The sequence below is a fragment of the Frondihabitans sp. OV104 genome (assembly GCF_057787745.1).
The window spans coordinates 1,754,348-1,769,707 of the sequence record NZ_CM173541.1; the positions used below are offsets into that span (position 1 = coordinate 1,754,348).

Here is a 15,360-nt window from a genome sequence, read left to right on the forward strand (position 1 = left end):
CAGAATCGGTCTGGTGACGCCGCACCGGCTCAGCCGGCGACCACCACGGCGGGCGTCGTCACGGCGCCCATCGTGCTCGTCGCCTCGCCGACGGACAGCGTGCCGGACCCGGTCGTCAGACCCGCGGGCAGGTCGAGTGCGGCCTCGTCGACACCCCGTCTGGTGTCGTCACAGTCCAGCAGCATCGGCTCGGCCGTGAACTGCAGCTCGCCGCCCGGGTGCAGCGCTAGGGGCGACGCCGCGCCATGGCCTCCAACGAGTGCTGCCCGTACGAGTTGTCGACCGGGTTGATGGTCACGCCGGGCGCCACGATGGCGTCGATCCGGTCGAGCGTCTCGTCGGAGAGCACGACCGACGCTCCGCCGAGCTGCGACTCCAGCTGCGAGAGCGTCCGCGGCCCGACGATCGCCGAGGTCACCCCGGGGTGCCGCAGCACGAACGCCACAGCGAGGTCGATCAGCGTGATGTCCAGTGAAGCCGCCAGCACAGCCAGCTCCTCCACGGCCGAGAGCTTCGCCTTGTTCGCCGGCGTCGAGAGGTCGAACCGCATCGGCGGCCGGTTCTTCGACGAGGGCGCGTCGCCGCCGTCCTTGCGGTAGCGGCCGGTCAGCCAGCCGCCGCCGAGCGGCGAGTACACCAGGGTCCCCATCCCGTAGCGGAGCGTCGTCGGAAGCACGTCCTCCTCGATGCCGCGCACGAGAATGGAGTACGGCGGCTGCTCGGTCACGAAGCGCGCGAGGTTGCGGTCGCGCGACACGACCTGCGCCTCGACGATCTCGCTCCCCGAGTACGAGGACGAGCCGATGTATCGGATCTTGCCGGCCGAGACGAGGTCGGTGAGCGCCCCGAGGGTCTCGTCGACGTCCATGACCGGGCTCGGGCGGTGCACCTGATACAGATCGATGTAGTCGGTTCCGAGGCGGCGCAGACTGTCTTCGACGGCCGTCATGATGTAGCGGCGCGACCCCCCGCTCGTGTTCGGGCCCTCGCCCATGGGCATGAAGAACTTGGTCGCGAGCACGACGTCGTCGCGGCGCCCCTTCAGCGCCTTGCCGACGATCTGCTCCGACTCGCCGGCCGAGTAGACGTCGGCGGTGTCGACGAAGTTGATGCCGGCGTCGAGCGCGCGGTGGATCACCCGCACCGAGTCGTCGTGGTCGCTGTTGCCCCAGGCGCCGAACATCATGGTGCCCAGGCACAGGGGGCTGACCTGCACTCCCGTGCGGCCGAGATAGCGGTAGTCCATCGGTGTCTCCTTCGTCGTGATTGCCGTCTCTCCGACCGTACGGAGCGCAGGAACGTCCTGACGGGTACCACCTGTGCCCCTCGCCCCGGCCGCCGCCCGCCCCGCGATACGGTTGTCGGACCATGCAGCAGCACCCTCTCGACGACCCCATCCGCTCAGCCCTCACCGGCCGCCACGCCCCGATGGCGATCACCTCGGGCACGGCCGCGCGCTACCCCGGCGACGTCGCGCCGTTCGGCTCGATGCCGCTCTCGCCGACCCCCGCCGACTGGGCGTCGCTGGCCGAGATCGCGACCGACGACGCCGTCGCGATGTTCGTGCCGACCGAGTTCGTCGTGGCCGACGGGTGGAGCACGCACCTCGAGCTCGGCCTGGTGCAGCTCACGGACGACGACGTCGACACGTCGGGCACGCGCGGCGACGACATCGTCGACCTCGCCGACGCCGACGTGCCCGAGATGCTGCGGCTCACGGCGCTGACCCGGCCGGGCCCGTTCCTGCCGCGCACGATCGCGTTCGGCGGATACGTCGGGGTCGTCGACGGCGGCCGGCTCGTCGCGATGGCCGGGCGGCGCCTCAGCATGCCCGGGTGGGTCGAGATCAGCGCCGTGTGCACCGACCCGGAGGCACGCGGCCGGGGGCTGGCCCGGCGGCTCATCACCGAGGTCGCGCGGGGCGTCCGGGCTGACGGGGATCGCGCGTTCCTGCACGTGGCAGCCGGCAACCCCGCGCAGGGCCTGTACGAGGCGATGGGCTTCGTCGTGCGGCGCACCTCGAAGGTCGTCGACGTGACGCCGCCGCGCTAGGGCCTCCTACTCGTCGTCGATCGCGAAGATCGCCGAGTCGGGCCGCACCGCGTCGGGGTCGGGCCCGCTGCGCACGCCGAGGTCGAGCGCGTCGATCGCGGCGAGCTCGGCGGCCGTCAGCTCGAAGTCAAACACCGCGAAGTTCTCGGCGATCCGGCCGGGGTTCACCGACTTCGGGATGGCGCTGCGGCCCTGCTGGAGGTGCCAGCGCAGCATGACCTGGGCGGCCGACTTGCCGTGCGCCTCGCCGATGCCGGTGAGCACCGGGTCGCTCAGCGGGTTCTTGTTGCCGGCCTGGTTGAAGCCCGGGTAGAACGTGATGCCGCCGATCGGCGACCAGGCCTGGGTGACGATGCCGAGCGCGGCGTCGGCGTCCTCGTTCTCGTGCTGCGCGAAGTAGGGGTGCAGCTCGATCTGGTTGACCGCCGGGACGACCGTGCGATCCTGCATCAGCCGATCGAGGTGCTCGCCGGTGAAGTTGCTGACGCCGATCGACCGGACCCTGCCGTCGGCCAGCAGGGTCTCGAGCGCACGGTACGCCTCGAGGGTCTTGTCGAACAGCCACGGCGCCGGCTGGTGGAGGATGTACAGGTCGATCTGCTTGACGCCCATCTTCGCCGTGGCGATGTCGAAGGCGTGCAGGGTCTCGTCGTAGCCGTACTGGCTGATCCAGACCTTCGTCTCGATGAACACCTCGTCGCGGGGCACGCCCGACCGGCGAATGCCCTCGCCGACCTGGCGCTCGTTGCGGTAGGCGGCGGCGGTGTCGATGTGGCGGTAGCCGGCGCGGAGCGCGGCGTCGACCGCGTCGACGGTCTCGGCGGGCGCGCTCTGGAAGACGCCGAGGCCGAGTGCGGGCATCGTGACGCCGTTGTTGAGGGTGAGGATCTCTGTCATGCCTCGACGCTATGCCCGGGAGCGGTGCGGCTGAGAGGGCGGGTCAGTACCCCGGTGGCCGGTACCCGGCAGGGCCCGATTCGACAGCGCCCGCCCCAGTCACCGCTCCGGCGCCTCCGCCGTGCTCCCCCGCACGACCAGCTCGGTCGGCACGATGACGTCCTCCGGCCGGGCCGCGTGGGCGATCTCGCCGAGCAGCAGGGCGATCGCGCTCCGGCCGACGCTGTCGAAGCTCTGCCGGATGGTCGTGAGCGGCGGCCAGAACGACTCGGCCTCGGTCATGTCGTCGAACCCGACCACGCTCAGCGACGCAGGAACTGCCCGCCCGGCCTCGTGCGCCGCCCTCAGGAGTCCGAGCGCCATGCCGTCGTTGCCGGCGAACACGGCGGTGATGTCGGCTCGGCGCGCGATCTCGCGCCCCGCCGCGTACCCGGACTCCGTGCTCCAGTCGCCGCGGAACGGCTCGGGCACGACCCGCCCGTGCGCCTCGAGCGTCTCGCGCCAGGCGGCCTCGCGGCGGCGGGCCGCGTAGTAGCCGCTCGGCCCGGCGACGTGCCACACCGTCTCGTGGCCGAGATCGAGCAGGTGCTCGGTCGCGAGCCGGGCGCCGAGCGCCTGGTCGGTGTCGATGAACGGCCGCTCGCTCTGGCGGCTGGAGTCGATGATGACGACGGGGAGGTCGGCCGGCAGCTCGACGTTGCTCTCCGAGAGCAGGTCGGCCTCGATGACGATGACGATCCCGTCGACGGCCTGCTCGGAGAGCCGTGCGAACGCTCCGGTGACGTCGCCCTGGGTGCGGTGCGAGACGGGCAGGAGGGTGATCGTGTAGCCGGCGTCGGAGGCCGCCTCGGCGATCGCCTCGAGAAACTTCGCGTTGCCGTACGAGGACAGCGTGAACATGATCACGCCGATCGTGTGGAACCGGCCGGAGCGGAGCGCGCGGGCGGCGCGATTGGGGCTGTAGCCGAGCTCGGCCATCGCCTCGCGGACGCGGGTCGCCGTCGCGGGCTGCACGTTGTCGAGACCCCGCGCCACGCGCGAGACGGTCTGCATCGACACGCCGGCGGCGCGCGCGACGTCGGCGGCGGAAGCCTTGCGCGCGCTGGGCTCAGTGATCACGACTTCCCTTTCGATGTGGCGATGGCGACGTTGACATGATACGGTCCCCTCCGAGATGTTGACGTAAACATCTGCGAGTGAGACAAGGAAGTTTCGATGAGTTCGAGAGCAATCCAGGCCACGCGCTCCGGGCGCACGCGCCGCGGGAAGCAGACCGGCTGGCTGTTCGTGGCGCCGTTCATGGTGGTCCTGGTCGCCATGCTGATCGTCCCGATCGGCTACGCGCTGTACCTCAGCCTGTTCCGCGACCAGCTGATCGGCGGCAACCACTTCGTGGGGCTCGCCAACTACATCCAGCTGCTGCAGGACAGCAAGTTCTGGTCCAGCTTCCTGCGGGTGCTGATCTTCCTGGTCATCCAGGTGCCGGTCATGCTGATCCTCGCCCTGGTGGCGGCCCTCGCCCTCGACAGCGCCAGGCTGCACGCCGCGGGCTTCTTCCGCATCGCGATCTTCCTGCCCTACGCCGTCCCCGGCGTCGTGGCGGCCCTGATCTGGGGCTTCATCTACGGCCCGCAGTTCGGCCTGACCGGCTCGTTCAACGACCTGCTCGGCAGCGACCTGCTCAAGCCGTTCACCTCGACCTGGATCCTGACGTCGATCGGCAACATCGTGACCTGGGAGTTCCTGGGCTACAACATGATCATCTTCTTCGCGGCCCTCCGCGTCGTCCCCACCGAGCTCTACGAGGCCGCATCGCTCGACGGCGCCGGCAGCCTCCGCACGATCATCTCGATCAAGCTCCCGGCTCTCCGCGGCGCGATCGTCATCGCCACGATCTTCTCGATCATCGGCAGCTTCCAGCTCTTCAACGAGCCGAACCTGCTCAAGACCCTGGCGCCGAACGTCATCGGCACCTTCTTCACCCCGAACATGTACGCCTACAACCTCTCGTTCGCCGGCCAGCAGTTCAACTACTCCGCGACAGTCGCGATCGTCATGGGCGTCATCACCGCCGTGATCGCGTACGTCGTCCAGGTCCGCGGCACGAGGCAGGAGAACCGATGAGCGCGCTCACCACCCCCGAGGTCATCCCCGAAGAGAGGCGCGCAGGATCGCGCAGCCTCCGCAAGGCCGCCCGCCGCCCCGGGCCCAGCGGCTACCGCGACAAGAAGTCGCTCGGGCTGACCGCCGTCATGGTGATCTTCCTGGTCTACTCGCTGGTCCCGCTGTTCTACCTGCTCGTCAACTCGACGAAGTCGCAGGACTCCCTGCTGGCGTCCTTCGGCCTCTGGTTCGGCGACGGGTTCCACCTGTTCCAGAACATCCACGACGTCTTCACCTACAACGGCGGCATCTTCCTGACCTGGTTCCGGAACACGCTGCTGTACGTCGTGGTCGGCGCCGGCGGCGCCACCCTGCTCGCCACGCTGGCGGGCTACGGGCTCGCGAAGTTCCGCTTCACCGGGCGCCGCGCCGTCTTCGCCGTCGTGCTCGGGTCCATCGCGATCCCCGGGACTGCACTGGCCGTGCCGACGTTCCTGCTGTTCTCGCACCTGGGCCTCACCAACACCCCATGGGCGATCATCCTGCCGTCGCTGATCAGCCCGTTCGGCCTCTACCTGGTCTGGACGTACGCGGTCGACGCCATCCCCGAGGAGCTCCTCGAGGCCGCGCGCATCGACGGGGCCGGCGAGATCCGCATCTTCTTCACGATCGCGATCCGACTGCTCACCCCGGGCATCGTGACCGTCCTGCTGTTCTCGGTGGTCGCCACCTGGAACAACTACTTCCTGCCGCTCATCATGCTGAGCGACCCGAAGTGGTACCCGCTGACCGTCGGCCTCAACCAGTGGTCGCAGCAGGCGAACGGCGTGGCCGCCGACCCGATCTACAACCTCGTCGTCACCGGCTCGCTCATCACCATCGTGCCGATCGTCGTGGTCTTCCTGCTCCTGCAGCGCTACTGGCAGTCCGGCCTCGGCGCAGGCGGCGTCAAGATGTAGCCCCTTTTCCTCTCCTCCCGCACCACCCTCCTGAACACCACACACACAACGAAGTGAAAGGACCCTCATGCACAAGCGCTTGAGGACGATCGTCGGCGCAGCGCTGACGACGGTCGCAGTCACCGCAGCCCTCGCCGGCTGCTCCAGCAGCACGGGCGGCACCGGCGGAGGCGGCGGAAACGCCGACCAGGTCGACGCCGCTCTGAAGGCCGGCGGAACGCTGACCTACTGGTCGTGGACGCCGTCCGGCGCCGCGCAGGTCGCCGCGTTCGAGAAGGCCTACCCGAAGGTCAAGGTCAAGCTCGTCAACGCCGGAACCGGCAACGACGAGTACACGAAGCTGCAGAACGCCGTGAAGGCCGGATCGGGCGCGCCCGACGTCGCCCAGGTCGAGTACTTCGCGCTTCCGCAGTTCGCCCTGGCCGACTCGCTCACCGACCTGTCGCAGTACGGCTTCGACGACCTGAAGAGCAAGTACACGTCCGGCACCTGGGGCTCCGTCGACCTCGACGGCAAGCTCTACGGCCTCCCGCAGGATTCCGGCCCCATGGCGATGTTCTACAACAAGACGCTGTTCGACAAGTACAGCATCGCCGTGCCGAAGACGTGGGACGAGTACATCGCCGCCGCGAAGAAGCTGCACAAGGCCGACCCGAGCGCCTACATCAACTCCGACACCGGCGACGCTGGCTTCACGACGAGCATGATCTGGCAGGCCGGCGGCCGTCCGTTCAAGGTCGACGGCACCAAGGTGACCGTCAACCTCCAGGACGAGGGCACCAAGAAGTGGGCCGACACCTGGAACGAGCTCGTCGAGAACAAGCTCCTCGCTCAGACTCCCGGCTTCACCGACGACTGGTACAAGCAGCTCGCCGGCGGTGAGATCGCCACGCAGATCTCGGGCGCCTGGTTCCCCGGCGTCATCGAGTCGGGCGCCAAGGGCGGCTCGGGCGACTGGGCCGTGGCTCCGATCCCGACCTACGACGGCAAGACCGCCGTCACGGCCGAGAACGGCGGTGGCGCACAGGTCGTCATGAAGCAGTCGAAGAACCAGGCTCTGGCGGCCGGCTTCGTCAAGTGGCTGAACTCGTCGGACGGCAGCGTCAACACGTTCCTGGCCTCGGGCGGCTTCCCCTCGACGACCGCCACGCTCACGTCGAGCGACTTCCTCGCCACCAAGCCGGACTACTTCTCGAAGCAGCCGATCAACGAGGTGCTGAAGGGCGCCTCCGACTCGGTCGCCTCCGGATGGCAGTACCTGCCCTTCCAGGTGTACGCGAACAGCATCTACGCCGACACCGTCGGGCAGTCGTACGCGAACTTCTCCGACATCAACACGGGCCTCAAGGCCTGGCAGTCGGCACTCGTGAAGTACGGCAACGAGCAGGGCTTCACGGTCTCCGCCAAGTAGCAGCACAGCACCACCAGCACTCCTCAGCAGAACGGGCGCGGCGCCCTCGCAGGGCCGCGCCCGTTCTGTCGATCACACCAGGAACGAGACCCACCATGACCAGCAGCCGCTTCGCGCTCGGCGCGACCGACTTCCTGCTCGACGGCGCACCGCACCGGATCCTCTCCGGCGCCCTCCACTACTTCCGCGTCCACCCCGACCACTGGGCCGACCGCATCGAGAAGGCCCGCCTGCTCGGCCTCAACACCATCGAGACGTACGTGCCCTGGAACGACCACGAGCCCGTCCCCGGCGCCTGGACGGCCGACGGCGCCCTCGACCTCGCGCGCTTCCTCGACCTCGTCCAGGCCGCCGGGATGCACGCGATCGTCCGACCCGGCCCCTACATCTGCGCCGAGTACGACAACGGCGGACTCCCCGCCTGGCTCTTCACCGACCCCGAGGTCGGCATCCGCCGGTTCGAGCCGCGCTTCATGGCCGCGGTCGAGAGCTACCTCCGCCGCGTCTACGACATCGTCGCGCCCCGGCAGATCGACGCCGGCGGCGCCGTGATCCTGGTGCAGATCGAGAACGAGTACGGGGCCTACGGCTCCGACAGGCAGTATCTCCGCGCTCTCGTCGACATCACCCGCGACGCCGGGATCACCGTGCCCCTGACCACCGTCGACCAGCCAGAGCCCGAGATGCTCGAGAACGGCAGCCTCCCCGACCTCCTGAAGACCGGCTCGTTCGGATCGCGCAGCCCTGAGCGCCTCGCGACCCTCCGCGCCCATCAGCCGACCGGCCCCCTCATGTCGTCGGAGTACTGGAACGGCTGGTTCGACTTCTGGGGCGGCGAGCACCATGTCACGTCGGCCGAAGCGCAGGCGCGCGACCTCGATGCGCTCCTCGCGACCGGTGCCTCGGTCAACCTGTACATGTTCCACGGCGGCACGAACTTCGGCTTCACGAACGGCGCGAACGACAAGGGCGTCTACGAGCCGACCGTCACCAGCTACGACTACGACGCCCCGCTCGACGAGGCCGGCAACCCGACGCCGAAGTACTTCGCCTTCCGCGAGGTCCTGGCGAAGTACACCGACGTCCCCTCCGGACGCCTCGACCGCGGCGAGTCCGACCTGCCGACCCCGGCCGTCCGCTCGATCGGCGCCATCGGCCTCCTCGAGGCGCTCGAGCACCTCGGCTCCTGGCGCGGCACCGGCACGACGCCGGCCACCTTCGACGAGATCGGTCACTTCCGCGGCCTGATGGCGCTTCGCACCGCCCTCCCTGGCAACGCCACGACGCTGCGGGTCGGCGAGGTGCGCGACCGCGCCACCCTGTTCGTCGACGGCGTCCTCGTCGGCGTCCTCGACCGGGCCAGCGGCGATCGGGCGCAGGAACTCCCGGCCGGTCGCGTCCTCACCGTCGTCGTGGAAGACCAGGGCCGCGTCAACTACGAGCGGCGGATCGGCGAGCCCAAGGGCCTGATCGGGCCGGTCGAGCTCGACGGCCACGACGCCGAGTGGAAGGCGCTCGCCCTCGACGTCGCGCACCTCGGCGACCTTCCCGTGATAGCGGATGCCGACCCCGCCGCCGCCGGCGTGCACCGGTTCGAGTTCGACCTCGACGAAGCGGCCGACCTCCAGCTCGACACGTCGGGCCTCGGCAAGGGCGCGGCGTTCGTCAACGGCTTCGCGCTCGGTCGATACTGGAGCGTCGGCCCGCAGCACACGCTGTACGTGCCGGGGCCGGCGACGCGGGCGGGCGCCAACGAGCTCGTGATCCTCGATCTGGCCGGGCCGGAGTTCCTGCCCTCGTTCGCGCCGCGGGCCGACCTCGGACCCGTCGTCCGCGACACCCTCTCAGTACAAGGAGCCTGACCAGTGCGATCGCCCCTCACGCCGTACGTCGCCGACGACGAGCGCTACGCCAAGCTGCCCTACGACCGGATCGGCCGCAGCGGTCTGCGCCTGCCCCGGATCTCGCTCGGGCTCTGGAACAACTTCGGCTCCGACCGTCCGCTCGAGACGCAGCGCGACATCCTGCTGCGGGCGTTCGACCGCGGCGTCACGCACTTCGACCTCGCCAACAACTACGGCCCGCCCTACGGCTCGGCCGAGGAGCAGTTCGGCCGCGTCTTCCATGCGAACCTGCGCCCGTACCGCGACGAGATCCTGATCTCGACGAAGGCCGGCTACGACATGTGGCCCGGCCCCTACGGCGACGGCGGATCGCGCAAGTACCTGCTGTCGTCGCTCGACCAGTCGCTCGGCCGCCTCGGCCTCGACTACGTCGACATCTTCTACTCGCACCGACCCGACCCGACGACGCCGATCGAGGAGACCATGGGGGCGCTCGCCACGGCCGTCCGCCAGGGCAAGGCGCTCTACGTCGGGATCTCGAACTACGACCCCGCCCAGACGCAGGCGGCCGTCGATGCGCTCGCAGCCGAGGGCGTGCCGCTGCTGATCCACCAGCCCCGCTACAACATGTTCGACCGCAGGCCCGAGGGCGGGCTCTTCGACACCCTCCTCGCCAACGGCATCGGCTCAATCGTCTTCTCGCCGCTCTCCGGCGGACTCCTGACCGGCCGCTACCTCGACGGCATCGCGCCGGCCGGATCGCGCGCCGCCGAGGGGCGCTGGTTCACCTCCGACGCCTTCGACGACGACTACCTGACCCGCGCCCGCGGCCTCAACGCCATCGCCGAGGCCCGAGGGCAGTCGCTCGCCCAGCTGTCGCTGCTCTGGGTGCTGCGCCAGCAGGCCGTGACCTCGGCGCTGATCGGCGCCTCCAGCGTCGCCCAGCTCGACGACAGCCTCGACGCGCTGCACGGCGCCGACCTCACCGACGACGAGCTCGCCGCCATCGAGCCGCTCGCCGTCGACGGCACCGGCTCCAAGCGCTGACCGCCGCCCCGGACTGGGGTCGGACGCCTGGCGAGATGCGACACCCCGCTCCCCTATGATTCTCAAAAAGCGAGCCGTGATCACATCGTTCGCATCACCACAGCACGGGGGAACACACCACATGTCAGCACCACGTCTGCGCCGTCGCGCGCTCACGATCACCGCCGCTCTCGCCGGCACCGTCGGGCTCGCGCTCGCCGGCGTCGGTCCGGCGACCGCCGCCACGCCGTCCACGAGCACCACGAGCTCCGCTGTGTCGAGCCGCATCGTCGAGGCTCTGCACGAGAAGGGCCTCGGAACCCTGGGCAGCCGCTCAGCCGTCGCGCGCGCCCTCAGCGACTCCGGCATCACCTCGTCGGCTTCGCAGTCGCGCACCGTCGCGCCGTCGGCCGTCACACCCGCTCCCGCCGGGGTGCGTCCCGCGGCCGAGGTCGACCCGAACGCGAACCGCGACGCGGTCGTCGGCCAGGCCGTTCTCGGAGACGAGCTGTACGGAGCGGGCGAGGGCTACAACGCCGACGCCTCCGACCTCGAGCACTGGACGAACGTCGGCTGGAAGCCGGTTGCGGGCTCGCCGCACGAGATCGACTCGCAGGTCGTCAAGGTCGGCGACGCCGTCTACTTCACGGTGACGACCTACTCGAAGAACTACAACGCGAGCGCCACCCTCTGGAGCTACGACGGCACGACGTTCAGCGCGCTGAAGAAGTTCGACGGAGAGGTCGGTCTCGCAGCCGCGGGCTCGAAGCTGACGCTGCTCCAGTACACCAACGCCGACGACGAGGAAGACTCCTTCTTCGAGTTCAACCTGCCGACCGCCACGGTCTCCCAGTACGACGGCACTACCTTCACGACGCCGTTCGAGAGCAAGAAGGTGCTCTATGCGCCCATCGCGATCGGCGACACGCAGTACTTCATGGCGATCTCGATCACCTCATCGACGGTGAACTCGGCCATCTACCGCCTCGACGGCAGCAGCCTCACGCGCATCAGCACCGCACCCTTCGGCTACTCCGGAGTCGAGTGGGACGGCGCGTTCTACTACGGCGGCGTCTCGGCCAAGGGGGTCGAGGGCATCTACCGCTTCGACGGCACCGCCACGCCGACTCTCGTGAAGACCGGCGTCTCGTTCGCCGGCGCGTACAACCTGCCCGATGTCGGCACGTTCGACGGCGACCTGGCCTTCACCGGCCAGAAGCGCGACAAGACGCCGACGCTCTACACCTTCGACGGGACGACCACGGCGAGCGCCGGCCCGATCGGGACCACCGACTACGACTCCGCCGTCTTCCAGGAGTTCGACTCGAAGCTCTTCTACGCCGCGGACGGATGGGACGGCACGGACACCTGGATCTACGACCCGAAGGCGACCACGAGCGATCCCGCGACCGTCGTCGAGTCCTCCGTGCCGACGATCACGGGCACCCCGACGGTCGGCAAGGTGCTCACCGCCCTCGGCGGCGACTGGACTGCCACCGCGAAGCTCTCGTACCAGTGGCTGAGCGACGGCAAGGCCGTGAAGGGCGCTACCAAGGCCCGCCACCGCGTGACGGTCGGCGACTACGGCCACGCGATCAGCGTGCGAGTCACGGGCTCCGGCCCCGGGTTCACCCCGGCGACGCAGACCAGCGCCGAGACCGCCAAGCCGCTGAACGGCACCATCGACTTCTACCCGGAGATCTCGGGCAAGTCGAAGGCCGGCTCGACCCTCACGGCCAAGGCGTACTCGCTCACCCCGTCGACGGCGAAGCTGACGTACCGCTGGTACCGCAACGGCACGCCGATCATCGGCGCCACGAAGAAGACGTACAAGTCGACCTCGGGCGACGTGGGCAAGCGCCTGACCGTCGGCGTCCGCGCCTCGAACACGGGCTACGACGACGCCTCGATCCTGAGCGACCCGTTCGGCGTCCGCTCGAAGTAGAACCGATCACTAGAGACTCCAGCACCTGGTGGTCCGGCGCAGCCGCGATCGACAGGTGCTGGAGTCTCTTCGTTGAGCGACACTCGACGCCGAGCAACGTCGACGCGCGGTAGGTGAGGATAGCCTAAGCTAACCTCTCGTGACCCAGACCGCCGCGCCTGCCCCCACGCCCGCGCACGGCGCCGCAGTCGCGGACCGGCGGCGCGGCCCCGGGGGCAGGCGCGTGGGCATTCTGCTCGGCCTGGTCGTGGCCGTCGCAGTCACGGCGGCGGCGAGTGTGGCGTTCGGGAGCAACCACGTGCAGTTCCTGCGCGTGTTCGAGGCCCTTCTCCACCCCGGCGACGACGAGGCGACGACGATCGTCCAGGGCGTGCGGATCCCCCGGACGATTCTCGGCATCGTCGTGGGCGCCTGCCTCGGCGTGGCCGGCGCGGTCATGCAGGGGCAGACGCGCAACCCGCTCGCCGACCCCGGGCTGTTCGGCGTCTCGGCCGGCGCAGGTCTCGCGGTCGTCATCGGCGTCTTCGTGTTCGGGGTCGCCGACACCGGGCTCGACGTCTGGTTCGCCCTGGCCGGAGCCCTCGTCGCGAGCGTCGCCGTGTTCTCGATCACGGCCGCCGGCAGCGGCACGGCCAGCCCCGTCCCGCTGGCACTGGCCGGAGCCGCGGTCTCGGCGCTGCTCGACGCCTTCACCTCGTTCATCGTTCTCGCCGACAAGGACGCCCTGAACGCGTACCGCCTCTGGGTCGTCGGATCGCTGTCGGGGCGCGATGCCGGCGTGATCTCGTCGGTTGTGCCGTTCGCGCTGGCCGGCCTGGTGCTGGCGTTCCTGAACTCGCGCGCCCTCGACAACCTGGGGCTCGGCTCGGACATGGCCCGCAGCCTCGGCCAGAACGTGCTCGTCGCCCGGATCACCGGCCTCGCGTCGATCACGCTCCTGACGGCGGCGGCCACCGCCGCCGCCGGGCCGGTGGGCTTCGTCGGACTCGTCGTGCCGCACCTCGCGCGGGCGATCGTCGGCGGGAGCCACCGGTACCTGATCCCCGCGTCAATGCTCATCGGCATCGCGCTCGTGCTCGGGGCCGACGTGGTCGGGCGGCTGATCGGCGGTTCGGGCGAGGTGCAGGTCGGCATCGTGCTTGCGGTGCTCGGCGGGCCGTTCTTCGTCGCGGTGGCGCGGCGCCGGTCGCTGGTGGCGCTGTGAGCGGGCGCGTGTCGACGTCGCCCGTTGCTGTGCGCGGGCCGGACAGGAACCCGCGAGCAGGCGTCGTCGTCGGCCCGATCGGCCTCGCCTGGCGGCCTCGCCTGATCGCCGTGACGGTCGTGGCTCTCGCCGCGGCCCTGGTGCTGCTCGTCGTCAGCATCGGCGTCGGCAGCGTCGCGCTGACTCCGGTCGACGTTGTCCGCGCGCTCACCGGCGGCGGCACCGACCTCCAGCGCCTGATCGTGCTGCAGCTGCGTCTGCCCCGCGCCCTCACCGGCGCCCTGGTCGGCCTCGTGCTCGGGATCGCCGGAGCCCTCACGCAGACGTTCACGCGCAACCCGCTGGCGACGCCCGACGTGATCGGCGTCACCTCGGGCGCTTCGGCGGGCGCCGTCGCGGCGATCGTGCTGGGCGGCGGAACCTACTCGGTGAGCACCCTCCTGCTGGGCGGCGGCATCCCGGTCGCAGCGACCCTCGGCGCCCTCATCGCGGCGGCACTGGTCTACGGACTCGGCTGGCGCGGCGGCGTCGAGAGCTACCGCCTCATCCTGGTCGGCATCGGCGTCGGCTCCGTCCTGACCGCGATCACCAGCTACCTGCTCGTCCGCGCCCAGATCTCAGAGGCCCAGCAGGCAACGGTGTGGCTCGTCGGCTCGCTGAGCGGCGCGTCGTGGCCGAGCCTCTGGCCCCTGCTGGCGGTCGCCTCGGTGGCCGTGCCGCTGTCGATCGCGACGAGCACGGCGCTGGGGCTGTCGCAGCTCGGCGACGAGACGGCGGTGGGCGTCGGCCTGTCGATCCAGCGCCACCGCCTGACGGTGATCGCCCTCGCCGTCGTGCTGACGGCCGCGGCCGTGGCGGCTGCCGGCCCCGTGGGCTTCGTCGCGTTCGTCGTGCCCCAGGTCGCTCTCCGGGTCGCAGGAACCTCCCGCCCCCCGATCGTCCTCTCCGGCCTGGTAGGCACCGCGCTCGTCCTGGCCGCCGACCTGGCGGGGCGGACAGTCTTCCCGGGCGAGGTGCCCGTCGGCCTCGTCACCACGGTCGTCGGTGCTCCGTACCTGATCTGGCTGCTGGTCCGCCACCGAAAGGAGCTCGTGTCGTGACGACGACCACGCTTCCCGCCCTCGAGGCCCGCGGCCTCCGCCTGGCCTACGACGGGCGCACCGTCTTCGCCGGCCTCGACCTCCGCATCGAGCCGGGTTCGGTCACGACCCTGGTCGGCGCGAACGGCAGCGGCAAGTCGACGCTGCTGAAGGCGCTCGGGCGCATCCTGAAGCCCTCCGCGGGCGAGGTGCTGCTCGAGGGCGAGCCGATCGCGCGCCTCGCCACCAAGGAGGTCGCGCGCCGCCTGGCTCTCCTGCCGCAGAGCCCGAGCGCTCCCCCGGGCATGAGCGTGCGCGACCTCGTGCTCCGCGGCCGCAACCCGCACCAGACCTGGGCGCGCCCCTGGTCGCCCGACGACGCGGCCGTCGTCGACCGCGCACTCGAGGCGACCGGCCTGACCGACGTCGCCGACCGCGATGTCGCGGCCTTGTCGGGAGGACAGCGCCAGCGCGTCTGGATCGCCCTCGTCGTGGCCCAGGAGGCCGCGACCCTCCTGCTCGACGAGCCGACGACCTTCCTCGACCTGACCCACCAGCTCGACGTGCTCCGCCTGGTCCGCCGCATCAACCGCGAGAGCGGCTCCACTGTGGTCATGGTGCTGCACGACCTGTCGCTGGCGGCGCGCTACTCCGACCGCCTCGTCGTCCTGCACGGAGGCGGCGTCGTGGCCGACGGCCCGCCCGCCGAGGTCATCACGCCGGCCACGCTCGAGCTCGCGTTCGGCCTGCGCGCCCGCGTCATCCCCGACCCCGTCACCGGGACGCCCCTGGTCGTCCCCGAAGACGACTGACCCCCTGCCACCACCGAAGGAATCCTGA

Annotated in this window: 14 protein-coding genes; 10 read left to right on the forward strand and 4 right to left on the reverse strand. The window is 70.3% G+C overall.

The genetic code is table 11. The features are described 5' to 3' along the window. Positions 1 to 29 precede the first annotated feature (29 nt). Positions 30 to 185, reverse strand: coding sequence for a hypothetical protein (locus AC3CBB_RS08285; protein ID WP_488626649.1), 156 nt, complete (start codon positions 183 to 185; stop codon positions 30 to 32). A 41-nt stretch (positions 186 to 226) separates the two neighbouring features. Then, positions 227 to 1,246: an aldo/keto reductase gene (locus AC3CBB_RS08290; RefSeq protein ID WP_488626650.1), complete on the reverse strand. Its 1,020-nt coding sequence runs from the start codon at positions 1,244 to 1,246 to the stop codon at positions 227 to 229. 122 nt (positions 1,247 to 1,368) lie between these two features. Here AC3CBB_RS08290 and AC3CBB_RS08295 point away from each other — a divergent pair, with 122 nt between their 5' ends. Then, complete coding sequence (locus AC3CBB_RS08295; protein WP_488626651.1) at positions 1,369 to 2,052, forward strand: GNAT family N-acetyltransferase; 684 nt, start codon at positions 1,369 to 1,371, stop codon at positions 2,050 to 2,052. Positions 2,053 to 2,058: 6 nt separating this feature from the next. On the opposite strand, the gene AC3CBB_RS08300 is transcribed toward AC3CBB_RS08295, so the two are convergent. After that, a complete protein-coding gene (locus AC3CBB_RS08300) occupies positions 2,059 to 2,949 on the reverse strand; it encodes an aldo/keto reductase (protein WP_488626652.1) in 891 nt (296 codons plus the stop codon). Positions 2,950 to 3,048: 99 nt separating this feature from the next. After that, positions 3,049 to 4,065: a LacI family DNA-binding transcriptional regulator gene (locus AC3CBB_RS08305; protein ID WP_488626729.1), complete on the reverse strand. Its 1,017-nt coding sequence runs from the start codon at positions 4,063 to 4,065 to the stop codon at positions 3,049 to 3,051. Positions 4,066 to 4,164: 99 nt separating this feature from the next. On the opposite strand from AC3CBB_RS08305, the gene AC3CBB_RS08310 reads away from it, so the two are divergent. The 9 genes from AC3CBB_RS08310 to AC3CBB_RS08350 all read left to right on the forward strand — a co-directional run bounded on the left by AC3CBB_RS08310 (position 4,165) and on the right by AC3CBB_RS08350 (position 15,332). Continuing rightward, on the forward strand, positions 4,165 to 5,073 hold the full coding sequence (locus AC3CBB_RS08310) for a carbohydrate ABC transporter permease (RefSeq protein ID WP_488626653.1): 909 nt from the start codon (positions 4,165 to 4,167) through the stop codon (positions 5,071 to 5,073). Then, a complete protein-coding gene (locus tag AC3CBB_RS08315) occupies positions 5,070 to 6,011 on the forward strand; it encodes a carbohydrate ABC transporter permease (RefSeq protein ID WP_488626654.1) in 942 nt (313 codons plus the stop codon). Before AC3CBB_RS08310 ends, AC3CBB_RS08315 begins: the two co-directional genes overlap by 4 nt. Before the next feature lie 67 nt (positions 6,012 to 6,078). After that, a complete protein-coding gene (locus AC3CBB_RS08320; protein ID WP_123505096.1) occupies positions 6,079 to 7,422 on the forward strand; it encodes an ABC transporter substrate-binding protein in 1,344 nt (447 codons plus the stop codon). Positions 7,423 to 7,517: 95 nt separating this feature from the next. Beyond that, positions 7,518 to 9,284, forward strand: coding sequence for a glycoside hydrolase family 35 protein (locus AC3CBB_RS08325; RefSeq protein ID WP_488626655.1), 1,767 nt, complete (start codon positions 7,518 to 7,520; stop codon positions 9,282 to 9,284). Between the two features lie 3 nt (positions 9,285 to 9,287). After that, on the forward strand, positions 9,288 to 10,313 hold the full coding sequence (locus AC3CBB_RS08330; protein WP_488626656.1) for an aldo/keto reductase: 1,026 nt from the start codon (positions 9,288 to 9,290) through the stop codon (positions 10,311 to 10,313). 121 nt (positions 10,314 to 10,434) lie between these two features. Then, the gene (locus AC3CBB_RS08335) at positions 10,435 to 12,237 is read left to right on the forward strand and encodes a hypothetical protein (protein WP_488626657.1); all 1,803 of its coding nucleotides are present in this window, start codon (positions 10,435 to 10,437) and stop codon (positions 12,235 to 12,237) included. Between the two features lie 139 nt (positions 12,238 to 12,376). After that, entirely contained in the window at positions 12,377 to 13,441 is a 1,065-nt protein-coding gene (locus AC3CBB_RS08340; protein WP_488626658.1) for a FecCD family ABC transporter permease, read from the forward strand. Then, positions 13,438 to 14,541: a FecCD family ABC transporter permease gene (locus AC3CBB_RS08345; RefSeq protein WP_488626659.1), complete on the forward strand. Its 1,104-nt coding sequence runs from the start codon at positions 13,438 to 13,440 to the stop codon at positions 14,539 to 14,541. Before AC3CBB_RS08340 ends, AC3CBB_RS08345 begins: the two co-directional genes overlap by 4 nt. Continuing rightward, positions 14,538 to 15,332 carry an ABC transporter ATP-binding protein gene (locus tag AC3CBB_RS08350; RefSeq protein ID WP_123505101.1) on the forward strand — a complete coding sequence of 265 codons (795 nt, stop codon included), beginning with the start codon at positions 14,538 to 14,540 and terminating at the stop codon, positions 15,330 to 15,332. The genes AC3CBB_RS08345 and AC3CBB_RS08350 overlap by 4 nt, the downstream gene beginning before the upstream one ends. The last annotated feature ends 28 nt before the right edge of the window (positions 15,333 to 15,360 follow it).